At 70.8% G+C, this 22,092-nt stretch carries 18 protein-coding genes and 1 pseudogene; 8 read left to right on the forward strand and 11 right to left on the reverse strand.

Features of this window, described 5'->3' with window-relative positions:
- Nucleotides 1-220: 220 nt before the first annotated feature.
- On the forward strand, nucleotides 221-1,255 hold the full coding sequence (locus tag I2W78_RS35630; protein ID WP_196464883.1) for a zinc-dependent alcohol dehydrogenase family protein: 1,035 nt from the start codon (nucleotides 221-223) through the stop codon (nucleotides 1,253-1,255).
- Between the two features lie 112 nt (nucleotides 1,256-1,367).
- Here I2W78_RS35630 and I2W78_RS35635 read toward each other — a convergent pair whose 3' ends face one another.
- From I2W78_RS35635 to I2W78_RS35655, 5 genes are all read right to left on the reverse strand, one after another.
- On the reverse strand, nucleotides 1,368-1,688 hold the full coding sequence (locus I2W78_RS35635) for a hypothetical protein (RefSeq protein ID WP_196464884.1): 321 nt from the start codon (nucleotides 1,686-1,688) through the stop codon (nucleotides 1,368-1,370).
- 73 nt (nucleotides 1,689-1,761) lie between these two features.
- Entirely contained in the window at nucleotides 1,762-1,932 is a 171-nt protein-coding gene (locus I2W78_RS41790; protein WP_374222742.1) for a hypothetical protein, read from the reverse strand.
- Nucleotides 1,933-2,024: 92 nt separating this feature from the next.
- Entirely contained in the window at nucleotides 2,025-2,816 is a 792-nt protein-coding gene (locus tag I2W78_RS35645) for an SDR family oxidoreductase (protein ID WP_196464885.1), read from the reverse strand.
- Between the two features lie 300 nt (nucleotides 2,817-3,116).
- Entirely contained in the window at nucleotides 3,117-4,784 is a 1,668-nt protein-coding gene (locus I2W78_RS35650; protein WP_196464886.1) for an amidohydrolase, read from the reverse strand.
- A gap of 26 nt (nucleotides 4,785-4,810) precedes the next feature.
- On the reverse strand, nucleotides 4,811-6,322 hold the full coding sequence (locus tag I2W78_RS35655; protein ID WP_196464887.1) for an APC family permease: 1,512 nt from the start codon (nucleotides 6,320-6,322) through the stop codon (nucleotides 4,811-4,813).
- Between the two features lie 158 nt (nucleotides 6,323-6,480).
- Here I2W78_RS35655 and I2W78_RS35660 point away from each other — a divergent pair, with 158 nt between their 5' ends.
- The 6 genes and pseudogenes from I2W78_RS35660 (at nucleotide 6,481) to I2W78_RS35685 (ending at nucleotide 14,238) form a co-directional block, all read left to right on the forward strand.
- Complete coding sequence (locus I2W78_RS35660) at nucleotides 6,481-7,248, forward strand: TetR/AcrR family transcriptional regulator (RefSeq protein WP_196464888.1); 768 nt, start codon at nucleotides 6,481-6,483, stop codon at nucleotides 7,246-7,248.
- 122 nt (nucleotides 7,249-7,370) lie between these two features.
- Nucleotides 7,371-8,009, forward strand: coding sequence for a hypothetical protein (locus I2W78_RS35665; RefSeq protein ID WP_374222743.1), 639 nt, complete (start codon nucleotides 7,371-7,373; stop codon nucleotides 8,007-8,009).
- A gap of 372 nt (nucleotides 8,010-8,381) precedes the next feature.
- The gene (locus I2W78_RS35670; RefSeq protein ID WP_196464889.1) at nucleotides 8,382-10,040 is read left to right on the forward strand and encodes a DUF6777 domain-containing protein; all 1,659 of its coding nucleotides are present in this window, start codon (nucleotides 8,382-8,384) and stop codon (nucleotides 10,038-10,040) included.
- A gap of 177 nt (nucleotides 10,041-10,217) precedes the next feature.
- Entirely contained in the window at nucleotides 10,218-11,249 is a 1,032-nt protein-coding gene (locus tag I2W78_RS35675; protein WP_307784010.1) for an aminotransferase class I/II-fold pyridoxal phosphate-dependent enzyme, read from the forward strand.
- Between the two features lie 152 nt (nucleotides 11,250-11,401).
- Nucleotides 11,402-13,833 (forward strand): annotated as a pseudogene (locus I2W78_RS35680) (SpoIIE family protein phosphatase).
- A 174-nt stretch (nucleotides 13,834-14,007) separates the two neighbouring features.
- Nucleotides 14,008-14,238 (forward strand): response regulator transcription factor, encoded by a 231-nt coding sequence (locus I2W78_RS35685; RefSeq protein ID WP_196464890.1) that lies wholly within the window; start codon nucleotides 14,008-14,010, stop codon nucleotides 14,236-14,238.
- Nucleotides 14,239-14,301: 63 nt separating this feature from the next.
- On the opposite strand, the gene I2W78_RS35690 is transcribed toward I2W78_RS35685, so the two are convergent.
- Nucleotides 14,302-15,303: a serine/threonine-protein kinase gene (locus I2W78_RS35690; RefSeq protein WP_196464891.1), complete on the reverse strand. Its 1,002-nt coding sequence runs from the start codon at nucleotides 15,301-15,303 to the stop codon at nucleotides 14,302-14,304.
- 124 nt (nucleotides 15,304-15,427) lie between these two features.
- Here I2W78_RS35690 and I2W78_RS35695 point away from each other — a divergent pair, with 124 nt between their 5' ends.
- Nucleotides 15,428-16,792, forward strand: a complete 1,365-nt coding sequence (locus tag I2W78_RS35695; protein ID WP_196464892.1) for a glycoside hydrolase family 26 protein — start codon at nucleotides 15,428-15,430, stop codon at nucleotides 16,790-16,792.
- A 6-nt stretch (nucleotides 16,793-16,798) separates the two neighbouring features.
- Here the strand turns inward: I2W78_RS35695 and I2W78_RS35700 are convergent, their stop codons facing one another.
- The 5 genes from I2W78_RS35700 to I2W78_RS35720 form a co-directional block, all read right to left on the reverse strand.
- Complete coding sequence (locus I2W78_RS35700; protein ID WP_307784013.1) at nucleotides 16,799-17,740, reverse strand: pentapeptide repeat-containing protein; 942 nt, start codon at nucleotides 17,738-17,740, stop codon at nucleotides 16,799-16,801.
- Between the two features lie 35 nt (nucleotides 17,741-17,775).
- The gene (locus I2W78_RS35705) at nucleotides 17,776-18,396 is read right to left on the reverse strand and encodes a DinB family protein (protein WP_196464893.1); all 621 of its coding nucleotides are present in this window, start codon (nucleotides 18,394-18,396) and stop codon (nucleotides 17,776-17,778) included.
- 110 nt (nucleotides 18,397-18,506) lie between these two features.
- A complete protein-coding gene (locus I2W78_RS35710) occupies nucleotides 18,507-19,184 on the reverse strand; it encodes a GntR family transcriptional regulator (RefSeq protein ID WP_307784014.1) in 678 nt (225 codons plus the stop codon).
- Nucleotides 19,185-19,258: 74 nt separating this feature from the next.
- Nucleotides 19,259-20,737, reverse strand: a complete 1,479-nt coding sequence (locus tag I2W78_RS35715; protein ID WP_196464895.1) for an NAD-dependent succinate-semialdehyde dehydrogenase — start codon at nucleotides 20,735-20,737, stop codon at nucleotides 19,259-19,261.
- Nucleotides 20,738-20,778: 41 nt separating this feature from the next.
- Nucleotides 20,779-22,056, reverse strand: coding sequence for an aspartate aminotransferase family protein (locus tag I2W78_RS35720; RefSeq protein ID WP_196464896.1), 1,278 nt, complete (start codon nucleotides 22,054-22,056; stop codon nucleotides 20,779-20,781).
- Between the last annotated feature and the right edge of the window lie 36 nt (nucleotides 22,057-22,092).

Consider the following 22,092-nt stretch of genomic DNA (forward strand, 5'->3'; position numbering starts at 1 on the left):
CCAGTGCGTACAGCGTACGCACGGTCCACGCCAGGACATGGCCCTGCCCAGTCTGATGGTCGTCTCCAGCCGGTTGCAGGGGAGAGTTTTCTCCCCTGCATGCATTCCTCGCAAAGTGGGACTTCGGTCTGTGCGGGCTTGCGTGCCCGCACGGCTTCGCAGGGGGGTCGTGAGTCATTCGGATGCCGGACCCTGTAGTCGACTCGATCGGGTGGATCTCATGCGAGCAGCACTGATGTACGGAGCCGGCGACGTCCGTATGGAGGATGTCCCGGACCCGAAGATCCAGCAGCCCACCGACGCGCTCGTGCGCGTCCTGCGGGCCTGTATCTGCGGCAGCGACCTGTGGCCCTACGCGTCGATGGAGCCCTCCGAGCAGGGCGAGCGGATGGGGCACGAGTTCCTCGGCGTCGTCGAGGAGACGGGCTCGGACCTGTCCACGCTCCGGCGCGGCGACGTGGTGATCGCGCCGTTCGTCTGGTCCGACAACACCTGCGAGTTCTGCCGGGAGGGACTGCACACCTCCTGCCTGCACGGCGGGATGTGGGCCATGAACGGCATCGACGGCGGCCAGGGCGAGGCCCTGCGCGTGCCGCAGGCCGAGGGCACGCTGGTCAAGGTGCCGGTCGGCGAGGACTCCGCCCTGCTGCCCTCGCTGCTCACCCTGTCCGACGTGCTCTGCACGGGCCACCACTGCGCGGTGACGGCCGGGGTCGGACCTCGTACGACGGTGGTCGTGATCGGTGACGGAGCCGTGGGCCTGTCCGCCGTACTGTCGGCGAGGCGGCTCGGCGCCGAGCGGATCATCCTGATGGGGCGGCACAAGGGCAGGACCGACCTCGGCCGGGACTTCGGCGCCTCGGACGTGGTCCCCGAGCGCGACGAGGAAGGCATCGAGCGGGTGCGCGAGCTGACCGGCGGGCACGGCGCCCACGCCGTCCTGGAGTGCGTCGGCACCCTCCCCGCGCTGCGGACGTCCCTCGGGGTGGTCCGGCCGGGCGGCGTGGTCAGCCGGGTCGGTGCTCCCCAGTACCCGGAGGTCCCGATGGGCTTCCCGGAGTTCATGAACAACATCACCCTCACCGGTGGCGTCGCCCCGGCCCGTGCGTACATCGAGGAGCTGCTCCCCGATGTCCTGGAGGGCAGGGTCGAGCCGGGCCGGGTCTTCGACCGGACGGTCGGCCTGGACGGCGTACCCGACGGCTACCGCGCCATGGCCGACCGCGAGGCCCTGAAGGTGCTCGTACAGCCCTGAGCCCGCGTGGGCCGAGCACGTCACCGACGCGCAGCACGCCGCCCCGCGCAGGCGCTCCTGACCCGCGCACCAGCTCCGAACTGCCACGGCACGGCCTGTCAGCGGCGCCGCGTCAGTTCGTCGGGGCCGGCGCCGGGTCCTGGTCTGCTGTCCCCCTGGCGTCCGCGTAACGGGACTGGACCCGGTTCGCGTACGACGCGGTCCACGCGGACAGCAGGCCGATCACGGTGAGCAGGAGTACCACGCTGAGGCCGGTCATCACGTCGGTCGACAGCACGTACACCAGCGGCACCCGCAGCACCGCCTCCAGCAGCAGGCCGACTCCCCACGCCGCCGACATCCGCACGAACGCCTGCCGGAACTGCGGCACCTCGGTGCACAGCCGGTCGATCTCCGCACGCTTCGCCTGATTCGACCCGGCCCGCACGGCCACCAGCACCAGTGGCGTACGGCTCGCACAGCCGACGAGCAGATCAGCGCGGCAGCCGCGGTGCCGAAGGACTCCTTCACCAGCACGAACCTCGCGTCACCGGTGACGAACGACAGGCGACCTGTCCGCCGACCTGGACCCGACGGTCGAGGCGGACCTGCTGCTGGCCCTGGTCGCCGGCCTGGGCGACGCGGTGCTGCTCGGCCACCGCACTCCGGAGGAGGCCGAGGCACTCGTCGACCACCACCTGTCCCGCCTCACCGATTGAGCCGCCGCCCCCCATCACACGTTCGAGGCGACGATCGACTACGCGCCGAGGTCCTTCCAGCACCTGGCCGGTCAGGAGCCGGCGGGCGTCCTGACGGCGTCGAGGTCGTCGCGGACTCGGCGCGGCTCCTGCTCCAGCGGCATGTTGGCCTCGTCCCCGACCGCGTCCAGAGCGCCGGGCGCATCGGGGTCCAGCGCGGCGAACAGCGGGCCCATGTCACCGGGGGCGGGGCCCTGTTCCGCGACCAGTTCGAAGGTCCGGCGCACCGCTTCCGGAGCGGTGAGGGCCCGCACCAGCACCTGGGCGATCTGCTCGCGGGCGATGACACCGTCGGAGGGGTTGCCGGTGCGCCGTGTGTCCCCCTGCAGGAACACGAGACGGTGCTCGTCGGGGCCGTTCATGTCGAACCAGCCCGGCCGCACGATCGTGTACGGCAGCCCGCTGGCGCGGACGAGGCGCTCGGAGCGGCGCTTCCAGTCGAGGAGATGGTCGTACGCGCTGCCGCGGGCGGTCACGCCGATGGCGGTCATGAGCGCGATGCGCGGCGTCTGTCCGGCCAGCGCCGTCAGGATGTTGCGGACTCCGCCGTAGTCGACGCTCTCCGGCGAGGAGTGGGCGGTGACTTCCGATCCGTGGGTCAGCACGATGGCGTCGACGCCGGCCACGGCCTTGCGCAGCGTCTCGGGCCGCGTGACGTCGGCGACGACGAGCTCGGTCTCGGCGGGGAGCAGCCGTCCGGCCTTCGCGGCGTCGCGTACCAGCGCCCGGGTGGTGTGACCGCGAGCGATGGACTCGGCCACGACCAGGCGTCCAATGCTGCCTGTCGCGCCGACCACCAGGACGGTCATGGGTTCGGTTGTCATGAATCCTCCGTATACAGGGACGTGTCGGCTCCTGGCCGGTCACCCAGTGCCGCGGTCATGCCGCCGTCCTTCAGCAGGTCGGCGCCCGTGAGGGAGCCGGCCTGGCGGCCGAGGAGGAAAGCGGCCGCGCGGCGGCCTCGTCGGTGGAGCCGACCCCTCCAGGTTCCGCGAGAGCGGGGCGAGGTGGCAGGCCCTGCGGTGCCGGGGACCACCGTTCGGGGGAGTGACAGGTCCCCCCAGGCTCATGCGGAGAGGACTTCTGCGGCACCTGCGCGGGCGACCGGCCGTCGGAGCCGTCGTTCACGCATCCGGTGCGGCGTGGACGCGACGCCCCTCGACGAACGTCTGCAGGACCCGGGTGGCGGCGATCTCCTCCGGGTGGCCCGTGAACGGGTCTCGGTCGAGTACGACGAGGTCGGCCGACTTGCCGACGGTGATGCTGCCGGTTGTGCCGTCGAGGTGGTTCGCGTAGGCGCTGCCCGCCGTGTACGCGGCGATGGCGGTTCCCAGGTCCAGCCGCTGCCCGGGCAGGAAGGCCGCGGTGTGCCCGGGGGCGTCGGGGGCGACGCGGTTGACGGCGACGTGGATGGCCTGGAGTGGATCGGGGCTGCTGACGGGCCAGTCGCTGCCGGCGGCCAGCGTCGTGCCCGCGCGCAGCAGGTCGCCGAACGGGTACTGCCAGGTGCCGCGTTCCGCGCCGAGGAAGGGCAGGGTGAGTTCGTCCATCTGCGGTTCGTGGGCGGCCCACAGCATCTGCAGGTTGGCGGTCGCGCCCAGCGCACGGAAGCGGGGGATGTCGTCCGGGTGCACGACCTGGAGATGCGCCAGGTGGTGCCGGGTGTCGCGCCACCCGTTGGCTTCCCGCGCGGCCCCCACGGCGTCCAGCGCCTCGCGCACCGCCCGGTCGCCGAGGGCGTGGAAGTGCACCTGGAAGCCCAGCGCGTCGAGTTCGGTGACGTACTTCCGCAGCTCTCCCGGCTCGACGAAGCTGATGCCGCTGTTGTCCGAGGCGCAGCCGCAGCCGGTGAGGTACGGGTCCAGCAGGGCGGCGGTGTGGTTCTCCGCGATGCCGTCCTGCATGATCTTCACGGTGGTGGCGCGGAACCGGTCCCGGCTCAACTCCTCCCGTCGGACCACGAGTTCGGGGATCTGTTCGGCGCCGCGCTCGCGGTCCCACCACAGGGCGCCGACGACACGGGCGGTGAGCAGGTCCCGGTCGAGGGCCGCGTGGTAGGCGGGCGCCGGGTCCGTCATGTTGGCGTACGCGCCGACGATGGCGTCCTGCCAGGCGGTGACGCCGTGCGAGTGCAGCACGGCCTGGGCGCGCAGCAGCGCGGCGAGCTGTTCCTCGGGCGTGGGGTCCGGCACCAGCCGGCCCACGAGGTGGACGGCGCCCTCCTGGAGCATGCCGGTGGGGTTTCCGTCGGCGTCGCGCTCGATCCGGCCGTCGGTGGGGTCGGGGGTGCGGGCGTCGATGCCGGCGCGCTCCAGGGCGCGGCTGTTGACCCAGGCGCCGTGGTGGTCGCGGTTGGGCAGGAAGACCGGCCGGTCCGGGACGATCGCGTCGAGGGCGGCGGCCGTGGGCGTGCCGCCGGGGAACGCCTCCAGGGACCAGCCGCCGCCGGTGATCCACTCGACGTCCGGGTGCTGGTCGGCGTACGCCTTGATCCGGCGCGGATACTCGGCGGGGTCGACGGTGTCGGCGAGATGGCACTGGCCGAGTTCGATGCCCGCGCCCAGCGGGTGCACGTGGGCGTCCTGGAAGCCGGGCAGCAGCAGCTTTCCGGCGAGGTCGACGACCTCGGTGTGCGGTCCGGTCAGCTGGTGCACCTCGTCGTGGCCGACGGCGACGATCCGCCCGCCGCGCACGGCCACGGCGGTGGCGCGGCTGCGGGCGGGATCGACGGTGTGGACGGGGCCGCCGGTCAGGACGAGGTCGGCGGGTCCCGTGGCCTGGGGGTGTGACATGGGGGTGAACTCCGTGAGGGCAGAGGTCAGACCGCGGTGCGGTCCATCGGCAGGGTCAGGGCTTCGGCGTCGGTGCCGTGCCCGGTGGTGAAGTACGGGGAGCGGCGGACGTACTTGGCGACGGCCGCCATGCCGAGGCCGGCCAGGACGACCGCGGCGGGCAGCGAGAACATGAACCAGCCGTTGTCCGGGCTGAGTTCGAAGTGGTCGCTCATGGTGAGGTACGAGTATCCGAGGTAGCCGCCGAGGCCCAGCAGCACCAGGCTGGACGCGGCGGGCACACCCACGGCGAGCAGCGCCTCGCGCGGGCCCGCGCGCAGGGCGGAGCGGAAGCGGACGACGCAGGCGAGCGCGGTGAGGCCGTAGTAGAGGGCGACGATCAGGCCGATGGCGTTGACGGCGGCCAGCAGCATGTCGCTCAGCTTGGGGATCGCGACGGCGAGCAGGGCGATCACGGTGGCGATGGCCAGGACGACGACCGTTCCGGCGGCGGGGGTGCCGTAGCGGGGGTGGATCCGGGTCCACACCGGGCCCATCGTGCGGTCCCGGCCCATGGCGAGCAGGCCGCGCGCGGTGGGGATGAGGGTGGCCTGGACGGAGGCGACCGCGGAGAACATCAGGGCGATCAGGGGCAGGGTGGCCCACGGCTCGGCGGCCAGTTTCCCGCCGAGGTACGGAAGCGCCTGAGGGCCGTTCTGGATCAGCTCGGTCAGGCTCATCTCGCGTTGGAAGGCGACCGAGGCGAAGAGGAACAGGCCGAGCATGGCGAACAGGGCGATGAACCCGCCGCGGGCGGAGTCGCCCGGGCTCCGGGTCTCCTCGGTGACACTGAAGGCCGCGTCCCAGCCCCAGAAGAAGAACACCGCGAGGACCATCCCCTGGGCGAAGGCGGTGCCGTCGGAGATCGCGAAGGGGTTGAACCAGGACAGGGAGAAGGACTGCTCGCCGGTGACCATGGCCCAGCCGCAGAAGACCAGCAGCACCGCGTACTCGAAGACCAGCAGGGCGAACTGGAAACGGGTGGCGGCCCGCATCCCGGTGACGGTCAGGAAGGCGAGCGCAAGGAGGACGATCAGCCCGACCGCCGTACTGGCCCCGGTGGACGTCGGATCGAGCGTGACGCCGGCGAGGCTGTGCAGGCCGGATCTGTTGGCGAGGATCAGCACGACCGAGCCCATGACCGCGCTGGTGTAGGCGCAGAAGATGATCGAGCCGACCAGGGTGACCCACCCGGTCAGGAAGCCGGGCCAGGGGCCGAGGGACTTGCCGACCCAGACGTAGCCGTTGCCGCAGTTGGGCTCGGAGCGGTTGAGGCGGGCGTAGGCGGTGGCGATGCCGAGCACCGGCAGGAACGCCAGCAGCAGGAGCGCCGGGGCCTGGAGGCCCACGACGGAGGCGATCGTGCCCATGCCGATGGCGATGCTGGTGGTGGCGGCGGTGCTGGACGCGGCGATGGCGACACCGTCCACGACGCCGAGGGAACGGCGCAGGACCGGGCCTTGCCCGTCGGAGGCAGGCGGAAGCGGTACGGACGACATGGAGGCTCCTCGGGTGAGGGGACGGGAGCAGAGCCGCGCGGGACTGTGATGGAACCGCCGGGGTCCAGGTTCAGTCAATCCTGTTGACATAAGGCTGTCCGCAGCCGTTCACTGCGGTACGCCGTACGCGGCCGACGCCGAACGAGAGGAAGCCCGGTATGCCGACCCGTGTCCCCCACGAGCGCAAACGCCGACGGCCCACCCGTTCCGGGGTCCTGCTGTCGGAGGACCTGATCGTGGACACCGCTCTGCGGCTGATCGGCGAGCACGGCCCGGAGGCGCTCAGCGTGCGTCGGCTCGGCGCGGCCCTGGGGTGCGATCCGACCGCCCTGTACCGCTACTTCGACGGCACCGACGACCTGGTGCTCGCCATCGCCGACCGGATCATCGGTGACGCGATGGCGGGGTTCGTTCCCGGGGACGACTGGGTGGCCTCGCTTCGGGAGATGGCGCTGCGGGTGCGCGCCGGATACCTGGCCCACCCCCGGGCGGCCGCCATGGCCTCGTCCCGGGTGACCCGGCGCGAGAACGAGATCCGGGCCGTGGAGACGGGCATCGCGCTGCTGCTGTCCGCGGGCTTCGAACCCGCCCGGGCGACGCGGTTCTATCTGGCGTTCATCGACACCGTCCTCAGTCACGCCGCCACGGAAGCGGCGTTCCATGCGCTCCCACGGCACCAGCGTGAGGCCGACCAGCGTGCGTGGGCCGATGTCTACCAGGGCCTGGATCCCGCGTCGTACCCGGCACTGACCGCAGTCCACCACGAACTGCCGGGTATGGCGGACAGCTCTTTCGAGGAGGCCGTGGAACTGCTGCTGGAAGCGCTGGCAGCCCGTGCTCCGGCCGGCGGCCGGCGAGGGCAACGCGGCCGTGCCTACCCGACGGCCCACCAAGGCCATCGGGCGACAAAAAGTACGGAAAGCTAAAATTCCAGATAGGGCAGAGCGGTCCGCAAACCCTGCCCGAACCCGCGCTCGATCGAGATCGAGCGGGACTCCATGATCGCGGCCGAGGTCACCCGGGCGCACGAGCCCGCGATCATGCCGAAGTGACGAAAGCGGACGACATGGCCACCCCCGACGCCGACTTCCTTCCGACCCATGTCGCACCCAAGGACGGACTGGCCGCCTGGGAGACCCCCGACGCATCCCGGCCGACCGTGCCGCTCGACCCACTCCTGCCCGTCCAGCTGATCGAACGGCTCGGCGACTGGGGACGCATCATGTGCCACAACGGCTGGTCGGCCTGGGTCGACGGCCGCCTGCTGGTCCCCGTGCCGCAGACCCCACCCACGGCCGGAGCACCGCCCGCGCGCACGGCGGACCCGCGCCCGTTGCTGGCCCACCTGAGGGAGTCGCTCGACCGCTACTGGCTGGCCGTGGAGGACATGGCGGCAGGCAAGGCGGACGGCGATGCCTTCCGGCAGCGGACACGCGGACTGCGGGCCGGTTTGGTCATCGACGGGGAGGCGGCGTGGCTGTACGACGTCGAGCAGGAACGCTGGATGTACTGCGACGGCACCCGGATCGGCACCTACGCGGTCTCGTCCGCCCCGTCCTCCGACGAGGCCCCGGCGACGCCACCGAAACCAGCCGGCGACAAGCCTCCGACCCCGACGCCGACTCAGCCCGACGGCGGCGCCCCGGCGCCGACGAAGGTCGTGAACTGGCCGGACGAATCCCGCTGACCCGACCCGCGGGCACCTCAGGGCTACGAAATGTGCGGAGCCATGCCCGTGACGGACAATGGACCAATGGGGTGAACTTCGCCTAAAGAGACATAAGCTGTAACAGGGCTTCCAGTTATGCGATCCCAACGCCCGGCGGGAGGGGAAGCCGTGAGTTCCGAACCGCAGTCAGAACACCCCACCGGGCCTCCGTCCGGTCCCCTCGCCGGTCGTCCGTCCGGCGAATCGGCAGTACCTCCTCCACCGCCGCCACCGCCGCCGCCCAGCGGCAGCGGGCCGCATGGACCGGCTGGGCCAGGAGGGCCCGAGGGACCGGGCAGCCCGAAGCGGCGACCTGGCGGAGGCGGGCAGGGCCCCTGGGGGCGGCGATCCATGGCACGGATCACCGGAATCATCGCCCTGGTCGTCGGTGTGGTCCTCGCTCTCGTCTTCATCCGCCCGGGCGGCGGACCGGCCCAGGCCAGCGAGGTCATCCTGCAGCCGACGAGCGAAACCGGGCCGCATCCCTACACCCCGTCGACCGCGAACACGACCTCGTCGTTGCCGTCCGCCGCACCCAGCACACCTCCCGGCGGGAACAACTCCCTGCGCAGCGTGACGGGATCGGAACCCGGCCTCTACGGCGGGAGCCGCAACACCGCCAGCTGCGACGTGGAGAAGCAGATCCGTTATCTGAACTCCGACAGGGCGAAGAAGAAGGCCTTCGGCTCGGTTCTGGGTGTTGAGGAGTCCGCGGTTCCTGGCTATCTGCGGTCGCTGACACCCGTGCTGCTGCGTGCCGACACCCGCGTCACCAACCACGGCTATCGCGACGGCGCCTCCACCAGCTACCAGGCGGTGCTCCAGTCCGGCACGGCCGTCCTCGTCGATGGCCACGGACAGCCGAAGGTGCGCTGCGCCTGTGGCAACCCGCTCGCCGGTGCGGTCGCCCCGTCTGGTGCGCCCGAGCAGAAGGGGAGCGCCTGGTCCGGATACCGGCCGCAGAACGTCGTGGTGATCAACCGCTCGGAGACCAAGATCAAGGAATTCGTCATCTACGACCAGAAGGAGCAGGACTGGGTGAGCCGCCCCTCGGGTGACCACGGCGACCACGACAAGAAGACGACTCCGCCGGAAAAGCACTGGCCACTGCCGCCGGCAAACGAGCCACCGCACGACAAGCCCGAGGGCACCAAGCCGGACGAGAAGAAGCCGGACAGCGACAAGCCGGACTACAAGCCTGACAGCGACAAGCCCGCTGAGAAGCCGGACAGCAACAAGCCCGACAGCAACAAGCCCGCCGACAAGCCCGACAGCAACAAGCCCGCCGACAAGCCGGACAGCAACAAGCCCGACAGCGACAAGCCCGCTGAGAAGCCGGACAGCAACAAGCCCGACAGCGACAAGCCCGCCGACAAGCCCGACAGCGACAAGCCCGCCGACAAGCCCGACAGCGACAAGCCCGCTGAGAAGCCGGACAGCAACAAGCCCGACAGCGACAAGCCCGCTGAGAAGCCGGACAGCAACAAGCCGGAAAACAAGACCGACGAGGAGCCCGACAGCAACAAGCCCGCCGACAAGCCCGGCGTCAACGAGCCGGACAGCAACGAGCCCAACACCAACCCCAACGACAACCCGCCCAACAACATCACCCCCGACAACGAGTCGGACAGCAACGAGCCGAACACCAACCCCAACCCCAACAACGACACGCCTAACAACACCACCCCCGAAAACGAGTCGGACAGCAACGAGCCCAACACCAACCCCAACCCCAACCCCAACCCCAACAACGACACGCCTAGCAACACCACACCCGACAACGAGCCCAACAACACCAACCCTGACAACAACACCAACAACAACCCGCCCAACAACACCAACCCCAACCCCAACGACGAACCCAATAACACCAACCCAAACGACGGGCCAGACTCCAACCCCCAACCCAACGACACCAACTCCGAACCCCAGAACAACAACAACGACGGCGGTGGTGATGGTGGTAATGGCGGTGGTGGTAATGGCGGTGGTGGTGGTGGTGATCACTGAACTTGTAGGCCTGGAGTCGTAAAGGCCTGACGTTGGTGAAGCCCCACCCAGCTGCTGTCAAGTAACGAACAGCCGGGACTACGGCCTCCCCCTTCCTCCGGGCACGGTGGCAATCGACCGTCGTGCGCAAGAGCAGGACCGACCCGCCATCCGAACCGGAGGCATCGATGCTCCGCCGTGCAGGGGACTTCGTCACCGGCCAAGGAGGCGATCGAGCGCTGCGGCACATCGGTGTCCGGCAGCCGACTGCTGTCCGGCAGTCGTCGGCTCCACGTGGAACTCGAGAGCGAAGTCGCCGATCTGCTCGGATGCGAAGCGGCGATCACCCTGGCCAATGGGCATGCCACCAACGTCACCGTGATCGGGCACCTCGTCGGGCCGGGCGACCTCGTCGTCCATGACGCCCTCGCCCACGACAGCATCCTGCAGGGCTGCAAGCTCTCCGGCGCGACCCGGCGGCCCTTCCCGCACAACGACGCGGCTGCCCTCGACGCCCTGCTCACTCAGGTCCGCCACCAGTACCGGCGGGTCCTCGTCGTCATCGAGGGCGTGTACAGCATGGACGGCGACATCGCCGACCTGCCCGCCCTCGTCCAGGTCAAGCGCCGGCACGGCGTGCTGCTGATGATCGACGAGGCGCACAGCATCGGAGTGATCGGGGCGAGGGGGCGCGGCATCGGCGAGTACTTCGGCGTCGACCGCTCAGCCGTGGACCTGTGGTCGGGCACGCTGTCCAAGGCGCTGGCGAGCTGCGGTGGCTACGTCGCCGCGAACCGTTCGGTCGTCGAGTACCTCCGCTACACCCTTCCGGGCTTCGTCTACAGCGCCGGCATGACCCCGGCCGACACCGCCGCGTCCCTGACCGCCCTGCGCATGCTGCGTGCGCAGCCGCAGCGGGTGGTGCGACTCTCCGCGAACGCCGCGCTGTTCGCAGGCCTCGCGCGTGAGGCGGGTGTCAACGCGGGTGACAGTCACGACACGCCGATCGTCCCGTGCGTCGTCGGGGACTCGCTGCGGACACTGCGACTCGCGCAGGCCCTGTTCCAGCAGGGCATCAGCGTCAACCCGATCCTCTATCCGGCCGTACCCGAGGAACTCGCCCGGCTGCGCTTCTTCATCACCTGCGACCACTCGCCCGACCAGATCCGCCGTGCCGTGACCGCGCTGGCGCGTGAGCTGCGGCACCTGGGCGCGGCCCCCGCCGCCTGACCGCCGCCGCCACGGACAGCGCCCTGTCTCGCCCTTGTCCTCGCACTGCGTTGGTGCTCCTGGCCCCGCTAAATCATGCTTGTCAGTGGAGTCCTTTGGCGTGCGGGTTCCCCGTGGGGACAGCGGAAACAGCGAGGGCGAGATGAGCGGCGATGGAACCATTTCCCATCTCTCCTGGTGAGCGGCCGGAGGAGACGGACCCCTCCCGCGATTCGGCGGACACCGCCTCGGCCACCATCAACGAGCAGGGCATCGTGATCGGATGGAGTGAGGGTGCCCGTCGGCTGCTCGGCTATGTGACCTCCGAAGTCATCGGGCTGCCCGCCGCCCGTCTGCTCGCCGATGCCGTCAGCGATCCGGCGCGGCGGGCCCCGCCCCGCAGGAGCGGTGGAGCGGCACCGTGGCGCTGCGGCACCGGGACGGCCACCGGCTGGACGTCGCCCTTCTCGCGCACGGCTGGACGTCCACCGGCGGGGCCGGCAAGTGGCTCGTGGTGGCCCCCGTGCCAGGCAGGCCCGGCACGCCCTGGAGCGAGGCCATGCGGGAATGGGCGTTCACTCAGTCCCCCTGCCTCCTGGCGGTCTTCGACACGGACCTGCGACTGATGCGGGCGAATGCCGGCATGGAGCGCGCGCTGTCCCTGTCGGAGGACGCGATGCGCGGGCTGCGTCTGCCGGACATCGCCCCGGGTCCCGTGAGCGACGAGACCGAACGGCGGATGCGCCTGGTACTGGAGACCGGTGAGCCGCGGCATGTGGGGGCCTTCATCCGCCCCACCGGTACGAGCGCGGAACATGACTGGGCGACCTCGCTGGACCCGTTGCGGGACCCGGACGGCCAGGTGCGAGCCGTGTGCCTGACCGCGCACGACCGGGCCGGACTGGAGACCACGCGGTCGCAGGCGTCCCTGTGGTATGACGCCGACTCCCGCATCGGCACCACCCCAGACAGCGCCCGCACCGCGCAGGAACTGTCCGACGTCACCGTTCCCCGGCTCGCCGACTTCGTCGCCGTCGACCTGCTCGACCCTCCCCCGCGCGGCGACGAGCCGCCTCCCGGCCCGGTGGCGGGCCCGGTCACCATGTGCCGCACGGCTGTGCGCTCGGTCCTCGAAGGAAGCCCGGAGTCCCCGGTCGGGGTCGGCGGAATGATCGTCTACCCGCCGCTGTCACCTCCCGCCGAGTGTCTGACCGCGGGTCGCGGCGCCGTGTACGGGACCAACGACTCGGCCATCGCCCGATGGGTGGCCCAGGACCCCGGGGCCGCCCGGATCCGCGAGTACGGGACCCACTCGCTGATGGCGGTGCCGCTGCGGGCCGGCGGTGTCACCCTGGGCATGGCGATCTTCGGCCGTCACCAGCGCCGGGAGCCCTTCGAGTCGGAGGACCTGAGGCTGGCCGAGCGGCTCACGACCAGGGCGGCCGTGAGTATGCAGGACGCGCGCCGGCACGCCAGGGAACGCACCAACACCATGACTCTGCAGCGCAGCCTGCTGCCGCAGACGCTCCCCGATCAGTCGGCACTGGAGATCGCCTCCCGCTACCTGCCGGCCAGTACCGCGTCCGGCGTGGGCGGCGACTGGTTCGACGTGATCCCGCTGTCCGGCGCACGGGTGGCCCTGGTCGTGGGCGACGTCGTCGGCCACGGCATGCGTGCCGCCGCCACCATGGGCCGACTGCGCACCGCGGTACGCACCCTGGCCGACGTCGACCTGCCGCCCGACGAACTGCTCACCCACCTCGACGACCTCATCATCCATCTGTCCGCCGACGAGTCCGGGACGGAAGGCGCCGGAGAGGCCGCCGGGGGCATCGGCACCACCTGCCTGTACGTGGTCTACGACCCGGTCTCCCGCCACTGCACCCTGGCCCGGGCCGGCCACCCCCCGCCCGCCGTGGTCTCCCCCGACGGCGCCGTGTATCTCCTCGATGTCCCGGTCGGCCCGCCGCTGGGGCTGGGAGGCCTGCCCTTCGAGACGGTGGAGACCGAGCTTCCCGAGGGCAGCATCCTGGCCCTCTACACCGATGGTCTGCTGCAGACCCGCGAGCACGACATCGACGACGCCCTGGACGGCATGTTCGCGGCCCTCTCCCGTCCCGCCTCCACGCTGGAGACGGTGTGCGACCGGGTACTGACGGGACTGTTGACCCACCGTCCCGAGGACGACATCGCCCTGCTCATCGCCCGCACCCGCGCCCTCCACGCCGACCGGGTCCTCGTCTGGGACCTGCCACCCGACCCCTCCGTCGTCGCCCAGGCCCGTCAGCGTGCCGCCGACCAGTTGGCGGCCTGGGGGCTCGAGGAGGCCACCTTCGTCACCGAACTCATGGTCAGCGAACTGGTCACCAATGCCATCCGCTACGGCCGACCGCCCATCCAGCTCCGGCTGATTCACGAGAACAGCACCCTGATCTGCGAAGTCTCCGACTCCAGCAGTACCGCCCCGCACATGCGGCGTGCGCGCACCTTCGACGAGGGAGGGCGCGGCCTGCTGCTGGTCGCCCAGCTCTCCCAGCGCTGGGGCACCCGGCACGCGCCGATCGGCAAGACCATCTGGGCCGAGCAGTCCCTCGCCGGGTACTGAGGACACGGGCAGCTTGACGCGCCCTGTGACACGCCTGTGACAGTCCCCGGACACCGTCATGAAGTCGCGCAGGCAGGCTTTTGAGTCACGGGACAAAAGCGACATTCCGGCACATGTTCCCCGCTTCCGAGGCTGTGAGCGGAGACGCCCGGGCCGGTCCACCGGAGAGAACCCATGAGCCTCACCATCACCACGCCGCACGCCGAAGCCCCCGCGACCGCGCTGGCACCGCGCGAGCAGGAGACACTGCGACACATCGCCGCAGGACGCACTTATCTGCAGACGGCCCGCCACATGGGGCTCTCCAAGCACACCGTCGACGCCTACCTCCGTCGCATCCGCGCCAAGCTGGGCATCAACAGCACGGCGGAACTGACCCGCCTGGCCATCTCCCTGGGCCTGTGAGGCCTGGCCACCCGGTTTGGCCACTCGGTTCACATCAAGCCGTCCGCCGACGCGCGCAGCGGTCTACGGCCCGCCGGGCGGGCCGCGGAAGACCGGCCGGGCCCAGGCCGGGGGCTCCGGTGGCGGCCAGAGGTTCGCCGAGATTCGGCGAGGCCGGGGGTCCTTCGAGGACGGCGCAGGGGCGTGCTGCCCGGTGGCGACGCGCAGCGCCGCCACGAACTCCAGACAGGAGTCGTAACGGTCCTCGGGGACCTTCGCCAGGGCCTTCGCCATGACGTCGGCGGCGGCGGGCGCGAGCCCCGGCCGCCTGTCGGTGAGGGGAGGCGGCTGGTCGTACTGGTGCGCCCACAGCAGTGCCACGTCCTCATCACGCTCGAAGGGCGGGCAGCCGGCGAGGGTTTCGTAGACGACACAGGCGAGGCTGTAGAGATCGCACCGGCCGTCCACGGGCCGACCGGAGATCTGTTCCGGCGCCATGTAGTCGAGCGTGCCGACGAACTCGCCCGCCGTGGTGAAGCCACTGAGCGACAGCGACTTCTTCGTCAGTCCGAAGTCCGTGAGGTAGACGTGTTCGGGGTGATCGCTGTCGGTGCCCGCGGCGACCAGGATGTTGCCGGGCTTGACGTCGCGGTGCACCAGATCGTGCTCATGGGCCGCGTCGAGTGCGGACGCCACCTGGGCGGCGATGCGCAGGGCGGTCGCGACGGGGAGCGGACCGTCCCGGTCCAGCAGGGCCCTCAGATCGAGACCGGAGACGTAACGCATGGCGATGTACAGGACGCCGTCGGTCTCACCGGCTTCGAAGATCGGCACGATGTGCGGGTGGTCGATCGCCGCGGCCACGCGCGACTCGTGGGTGAAGCGGCGTCGGAAGGTGTCGTCGCGGGCACGCTCCGGGGCGATCAGCTTGAGCGCGACCGTACGGTCCAGGCGCAGGTCCTTCGCACGGTAGACGACGGCCATGCCACCACGGCCGAGCACCTGCTCAACCCGGTAGCCCGCGATCTGCTTTCCGACCGGACCGGAGGGCTGCCCCGTGTAGAGGCTCATGTCATTGGCTGTCATGACGGCTCCGCACCGCTGCGGTGCCCGTGGGCGAAACTGCGCCGCTCTTCACTACCTGCGATTCTATCCACCACACGCCACACCCCTGAACTTCTGGATCCGCCCGCCCCATGGAGGTTGAGTCTTGCGCAGACGTACGTTCGTCACCGCCCTCGGCACCGCAGCCGCCGCGTCGGTCGTGCCGGGAGTGGCGCGGGCCGCCGCGCCGCTCATCGCACCCAGGCTCACGGGCCGCGACCCGGCGGCGTCGCCGAACGCGCGGACGGTGTACGACCACCTGGTGTCACTGGAGAACGCCGCGCGCTCCGGTAACCGCCCGATGACGATCGTCGGGCAGCACATCGAGACCCAGCAGGAGCTGTACAACGCGAGCTACGGGGACACGGGCGGCACGACGTTCTCCGGCTACTACTACAAGAAGGCCCGGGACATCACGGGCAAGCTGCCCGGCTTCGTCGAGATCGACCTCGGGCCCGGGTACGGCGCGACCGGCTGGGGAACGTACGGGGACCGCTCCTACAACCGGCCGCTGGGGCTGCCGACCGGGCAGCGGCAGTGGCAGTACACCGACGACGCCGTCGACCTCGCCTTCGGCGTGTGGAAGGGGCTGCCGCGCGCGGCGGACGGCACCTACAACCCGGGCGGCACCATGGTCCGGCTCGACGGCACCAGCGCCACCCTCGCCAACGGCGGCGCGGCCGCCGGAATCGTGGGCATGAGCTTCCACCAGCCGTACCCCGGCTCCTCGGTGAAGTCCTGGAGCCGGGTCCTCACCCAGGTCGAGGGCGGGCACCCGGGCGGCAACGCGTCCTACCCGGTGGCGACGCTCACCACCGACCAGGCGTGGTTCGACCGCGTGGTCGACTGGGAGTCGGACACCCCCGAGTACCGGGCGCTCCTGGCGGACCTGGGCTTTCTCGCGGCCGCGCTCTCGTACTTCGCCGCGTGGGACGTTCCCGTGCTGCTGCGGCCGTACCACGAGATGAACGGCGGCTGGTTCTGGTGGGGAGGGAAGACCCCGGCCTCCTACAAGAAGCTGTGGCGGATCACGTACGACTACCTGGTGAAGACGAAGGGCCTGCACAACCTGATCTTCGTCTGGTCGCCCAACGCCTGGCAGCCGCAGGGGAACGACGTGCCGTGGGACTACTACCCCGGGGCCGGCCTCGTCGACGTCGTCGCCGTCGACGACTACAACCCGGCCGCCTCGGACCTGACACACGTGTACTACACGGGGCTGGTCGACTACGCGAAGCCGCGGATGCTCGCGGAGACGTTCAACGTGCCGATCACGGCGGGAGGTTCGAACGCGCTGAGCCGCAGCCCTTGGGTGATCTGGAGCGTCTGGGGCTCCGGGCTGACCAAGACGGAGATCAACGCGAACGCGGATGTGAAGGCCACGTACTACGCCACCAACCAGGTGTACACGGGAGGTTCGGGCACCGGGTTCGGGCAGAACTTCGCGTGGGGCTCGATCCACGCCCACTGAACGTGCTCAGAACGCCCCGCCCCGGGACCTGCGGCTGGTGGGCTCCCGGCGGGGTACCGCGCCGCGCTTGCCCTTGGCGTTCCCCTTGCTCCTCTTGGGGGAGGACGAGCCGGGATGCCAGTGCGAGGGCCGCTCAAGCCCTGCGGGCAGCTTGGTGGCGGCGTCGCCCCTGGCCGCGTTCACCTGCGGCTGGGTGAGGAAAACGCTCCCGGTGAGGTCGGCGCCGCTCAGATCGGCGCCCCGGAAGTCCGCCCCGATCAGTTCGGCCCACCGCAGGTCGGCGTTCTGGAGGTCGGCCCCGATGAGGTAGGCCCCGCGCAGGTTGGCGCCCCGCAGGTCGGCCCCGCGCAGCTTCGCGCCCATGAGGTCGGCTCCCCGGTGGTCGGCCCTGCGTCCGCGGACCTGGGCACGCACCAACTCGCCGGCCCGCAGCAGCAGTTCGTTGACCTCGCCGCGCAGCGCCGGGACATCCAGTGCGGCAAGCTCTTCGGGACGGACCTCGGTGAGGCGCCGGATCTCGTCCCGCGCCTTGGCCAGCTGGTCGCGCATCGAGCGCGCCGCCCGCTGGGCGAGCGCGTCCGTCAGGTACCAGAGCAGTTCGTGGAGCCCGCGCATGACACCGAACACGTCGAACATCTGCCGGGCGGTGTCAGGGGCGCCGCGCCAGTCGCGACCGGCGAAGGTGAGCTGGGAGACCTTCTGCCCGGCGCCGAAGCAGTCGAAGACGGTGCAGCCGGAGAAGCCGTTGTCCCGCAGGCGAGTGTGGATGCCGCAGCGGAAGTCCTCCTGGAGGTTCGGGCACGGCGTGCCGGCATTCTTGTCCATCGCGAAGTCCGCCGACGCGGTGAACGGGAGCGCCACACAGCACAGGCCGAAGCAGTTCGCACAGTCGGCCCGCAGGCCGGAGCGGCCGTCCTGGGCGGAGGCGGCCTGAGGCTTCTGGGACACCGTGCACGAACTCCTGTCGAAAAGGCGGTGATCAGTCAGTGCGGTTGGGCACGGTAGAGGTCGCGGAGCAGGGCGACCTCGGCCCCGTGGTGCAGCAGTTCCTGGTTGACCCACCACACGATGTCGATGAACGGCTCCTCCGAGTCGCTGCCGTGCGGGTAGGTGCAGTACCCCACGGTGTCGAGTGCGGCGTCGTCAGCGCTCAGCAGCGCCTTGCGCCAGGCTTCGGCACCGGCGTCGAAGGCCGCGATCGCCCCTGCGGCGTCTGCGCGGACGGGATAGTCGTCCCGGGTCAGCGCGTGACCGCCGGCGGTGTGGTCGGCGCGCAGGGTCAGCATCTCGCTGAGGTGGCTCAAGCGCCACGCGATGGTGGTGAAGGGCGGCGGCCACGGGTGCGGGTAGGAGGCGGCGTCGCGTCCCCAGTCGCCGGTGCCGGCGAGGAGCGTCGCGCGCGGACCCGGCCCGTCCACGCGTCGCCGTACCGACCAGCAGCCGGGTACCGGTTCCCAGAGGTATTCCTCGTCGGTCATGGGGCCGACCTTGGTGTCCGTCCCGTCGCCGCTGTCCATGACCGGCCCTGTCATGCGGTCGGTGAGGCGCTCGCGCGCGAAGTCGAACTGCTCCAGCAGCGGAACCAGGCGGGACGGTACCGTCATCGAACGCTCCTGTGTCGAACGGGTCCGGGCGAATGCGCCATCCTGGCACAGCCGCCGCCACAACCGCGTCTGATTTTCCGCGCCCTCACCAAGGCCCGAGTGGCTCGGTTTCAGGCCTCGTCGGTGCGCGTCAGGTCGCGGACCGCCGAGTCCAGGTGCGCGTCGACGGCGTCCAGCAGGGCCCGCTCGTCGTCGCCCTGGATCAGGGCCAGCAGGTGCTGGTGCTCGGCGACGAGCAGGCTCTGTTCCGGGTAGAAGTCCATCAGGCCGGCCAGACAGATCCGGGTCTCGGCGAGCAGGGTGGTGAACATCTTGCTGAGCCGCGGGCTCTCGGCGGCGTCGACGAGCGCGCTGTGGAAGGCCAGGTCCTGTTCGGCGATGAGGCGGCTGTCGCCTCGCCCGGCCAGGGACCTCATCTCCTCGACCACGGCGGCGAGCCGGTCCAGGTGCGTCTGGGACTTGCCGCGGTGCAGCAGGGTGGCCGCCTCGCGCTCGATCGCGCGCCGTGCGGTGTAGATGTCGGTGATGTCCGCGGCGTCGAGTTCGACGACGAACACGCCCCGGTTGGGGATGTTGGTCAGAAGCCCCTCCTGGACGAGGCGCTGCAACGCCTCGCGGACCGGGCCGCGGCTGACGCCGAGGCGGGTCGCGAGCTGCGGCTCGACCATCCGGCTGCCCGGTGCGAAGGCGCCGGAGACGATCTGCTCGCGCAGCCGGTCGGCGATGATCTCGGGGGTGGTGCGCGGCTTGACGGGGGTGAGCTCGTCGAGTCCCGGCTGCTGCGACACTGTCCCTGATCCCCTTCGCGGATGAGCTGCCTGCGGTGTCCTCACCGCCCCGGCGTACGAGGGACCCAAGGTACTCACGACGCCGGTCTGTCCCGCACCGGTGTGGCGATGTACTTGTACTCGAGGAACTCCTCGATGCCGACACGGCCGCCTTCGCGGCCCAGCCCGGACTGCTTGACGCCGCCGAACGGGGCGGCCGGGTTGGACACCAGACCGGTGTTGAGGCCGACCATACCCACTTCCAGGCGCTCGCTGACGTCCAGGGCACGGTCCACGTCCCGGGTGTAGACGTAGCCGACGAGCCCCCAGTCGGTGTCGTTGGCGAGGCGGATCACCTCGTCCTCGTCGTCGAAGGCGATCACGGGCGCGACGGGACCGAAGATCTCCGTGGTCAGCATGTCGCTGTCGCCGCTGACCTGGGACAGCACGGTCGGCGGGTAGAAGTGCCCGGCGTCCTGGGGCGCCGTTCCGGCGGCGACGACCTTGGCGCCTTTGGCGACCGCGTCCTCGACGAGGGCGGTGACCTTCTGCTTGGCGGCGGCGTCGATGAGCGGACCGACCTGCACGCCCTCGCTGGTGCCGGGGCCGACGGTGAGGGCGGCCATGCGTGAGGCCAGGCGCTCGGCGAACTCGTCTGCCACGGAGCGGTGGACGTACAGACGGTTGGCCGCCGTGCATGCCTCGCCCATGTTGCGCATCTTCGCCGTCGTCGCGCCGTCGACGGCCGCGTCGAGGTCGGCGTCCTCGAAGACGATGAAGGGGGCGTTGCCGCCCAGCTCCATCGACGTACGGATCACCGTGTCCGAGCACTGGGACAGCAGCAGCCGGCCGACGGCGGTGGAGCCGGTGAACGACAGCTTGCGGATGCTGCCGCCGCGCAGGGCGGGCTCGACGACCTCACCGGCGCGCGTGGTGGTGACGACGTTGAGGACGCCGTCGGGCAGTACCGCTTCCTGGAGGAGGGCGGCCAGGGCGAGGCTGGACAGCGGGGTCTGCGGGGCGGGCTTGAGGACCATGGTGCAGCCCGCGGCGACGGCCGGGCCGATCTTGCGGGTGCCCATGGCCAGCGGGAAGTTCCACGGGGTGATGAGCATGCAGGGGCCGACCGGCTGACGCATCACCATGATCCGGTTGCGGCCGTCCGGCGTGGTCGTCATGCCGCCGTCGATCCGGACGGCCTCCTCGGAGAACCAGCGGAAGAACTCGGCGGCGTAGGCCACCTCACCGCGCGCCTCGGCGAGCGGCTTGCCCATCTCCAGGGTCATCAGCAGGGCCAGGTCGTCGGTGCGCTCCACCATCAACTCGTGGGCACGGCGCAGGATCTCGCCGCGTACGCGCGGTGGGGTGCGCGCCCAGGTGGCCTGCGCGGCCACCGCCGCCTCGACGGCGCGGGCGCTGTCGGCGGCGCCGCCGTCGGCGATCCGGCACAGTTCTGTGCCCGTGGCGGGGTTCTCCACCCCGAAGTCACGGCCGTCGGCCGCAGCTGTCCACTGGCCGTTGATGAACAGCTGTCGTGGGACGCCGGCGATGACGTCGGTCTTGGTTTCGGTCATGTCGATTCTCCAAGCCGGTTACGCGGAGGAGTGCGTGCGGGTCATGACGTGGCGGCCGTACCCGCGTCGACAGCGGCGCGCCAGGCGCGCAGTCCCTCGTCGACGGCCGCTTCGTCGATGACCAGGGCCGGGATCATCCGCACCACGTTGTTCCACGGACCGCACAGCAACAGCAGCAGACCTTCGGCGACGGCTGCCTGCTGGACCCGGGCGGCGGTGGCGGGGTCGGGGGAACCGTCGGCGGTGACGAACTCACTGGCGAGCATCAGGCCCAGGCCGCGCACGTCGGCGATTGCGGGCGTGGTGCGGGCGACGTCCTCCAGGCCCGCGCGCAGCCGCCGGCCCATGGCGTCCGCGTTCTCCACGAGTTTCTCGTCGCGGATGACGTCGAGCGTGGCGACGGCGGCCGCGCAGGCGACCGCGTTGCCGCCGTAGGTGCCGCCCTGGGAGCCGGGGTGGGCCTTGCTCATCAGGTCCTGGGACGCGGCGATGCCGGACAGGGGGAACCCGCTGGCCAGGCCCTTGGCGATGGTGATGATGTCCGGGCGGACGTCGTCGGCGTGGTCGTGGCCCCAGAAACGGCCGGTGCGGCCGAACCCGGTCTGGATCTCGTCCATCACGAGCACGATGCCGTGCCGGTCGGCGCGCTCGCGCAGCCCGCGCAGGAAGGCCGGGTCGGCCGGGACGTAGCCGCCTTCGCCGAGGACGGGCTCGACCACGAAGGCCGCCGTCTCCTGCGGGGCGGTGACGGTCTGCAGCAGGTAGTCCAACTCGCTCAGCGCGAAGCGCGTCGCGGTCTCCTGGTCCCATCCGTAGCGGAAGGCGGTGGGGAACGGGGCGACGGCGACGCCCGACATCAGCGGGGAGAACCCGGAACGGAAGCGCGTCCCGGACGTGGTCATCGAGGCGGCCGCGACGGTACGGCCGTGGAAGCCGCCCTGGAAGACAACGATGTTCGGGCGCCCGGTGGCCTGGCGGGCCAGCCGCAGCGCCGCCTCGACGGCCTCGCTGCCGGAGTTGGCGAAGAACAGGCTGTCCAGACCGGCTGGCAGCACGTCCCCGAGCCGCTCGACGAGTTGCCGCAGCGGTGGGTGCAGCACCGTCGTGTACTGACCGTGGATGAGCTTGCCGACCTGCTCCTGCGCGGCGGCGACGACGCGCGGGTGGCAGTGCCCGGTGCTGGTGACGCCGATGCCGGCGGTGAAGTCCAGGTAGCGACGGCCGTCGGTGCCGTGGACGTGGACGCCTTCACCGCGCTCGACGGTGACGGGGGTGGCTTGGCGCAGGTGCGGGGAAAGGCTGCAACGCGTCTCGCTCATTGTTCTTTCTCCAGATTCACAGGCCGGAGCCGGGGC

It is taken from the genome of Streptomyces spinoverrucosus, from assembly GCF_015712165.1.
GTDB classification, from domain to species: Bacteria; Actinomycetota; Actinomycetes; order Streptomycetales; family Streptomycetaceae; genus Streptomyces; species Streptomyces spinoverrucosus_A.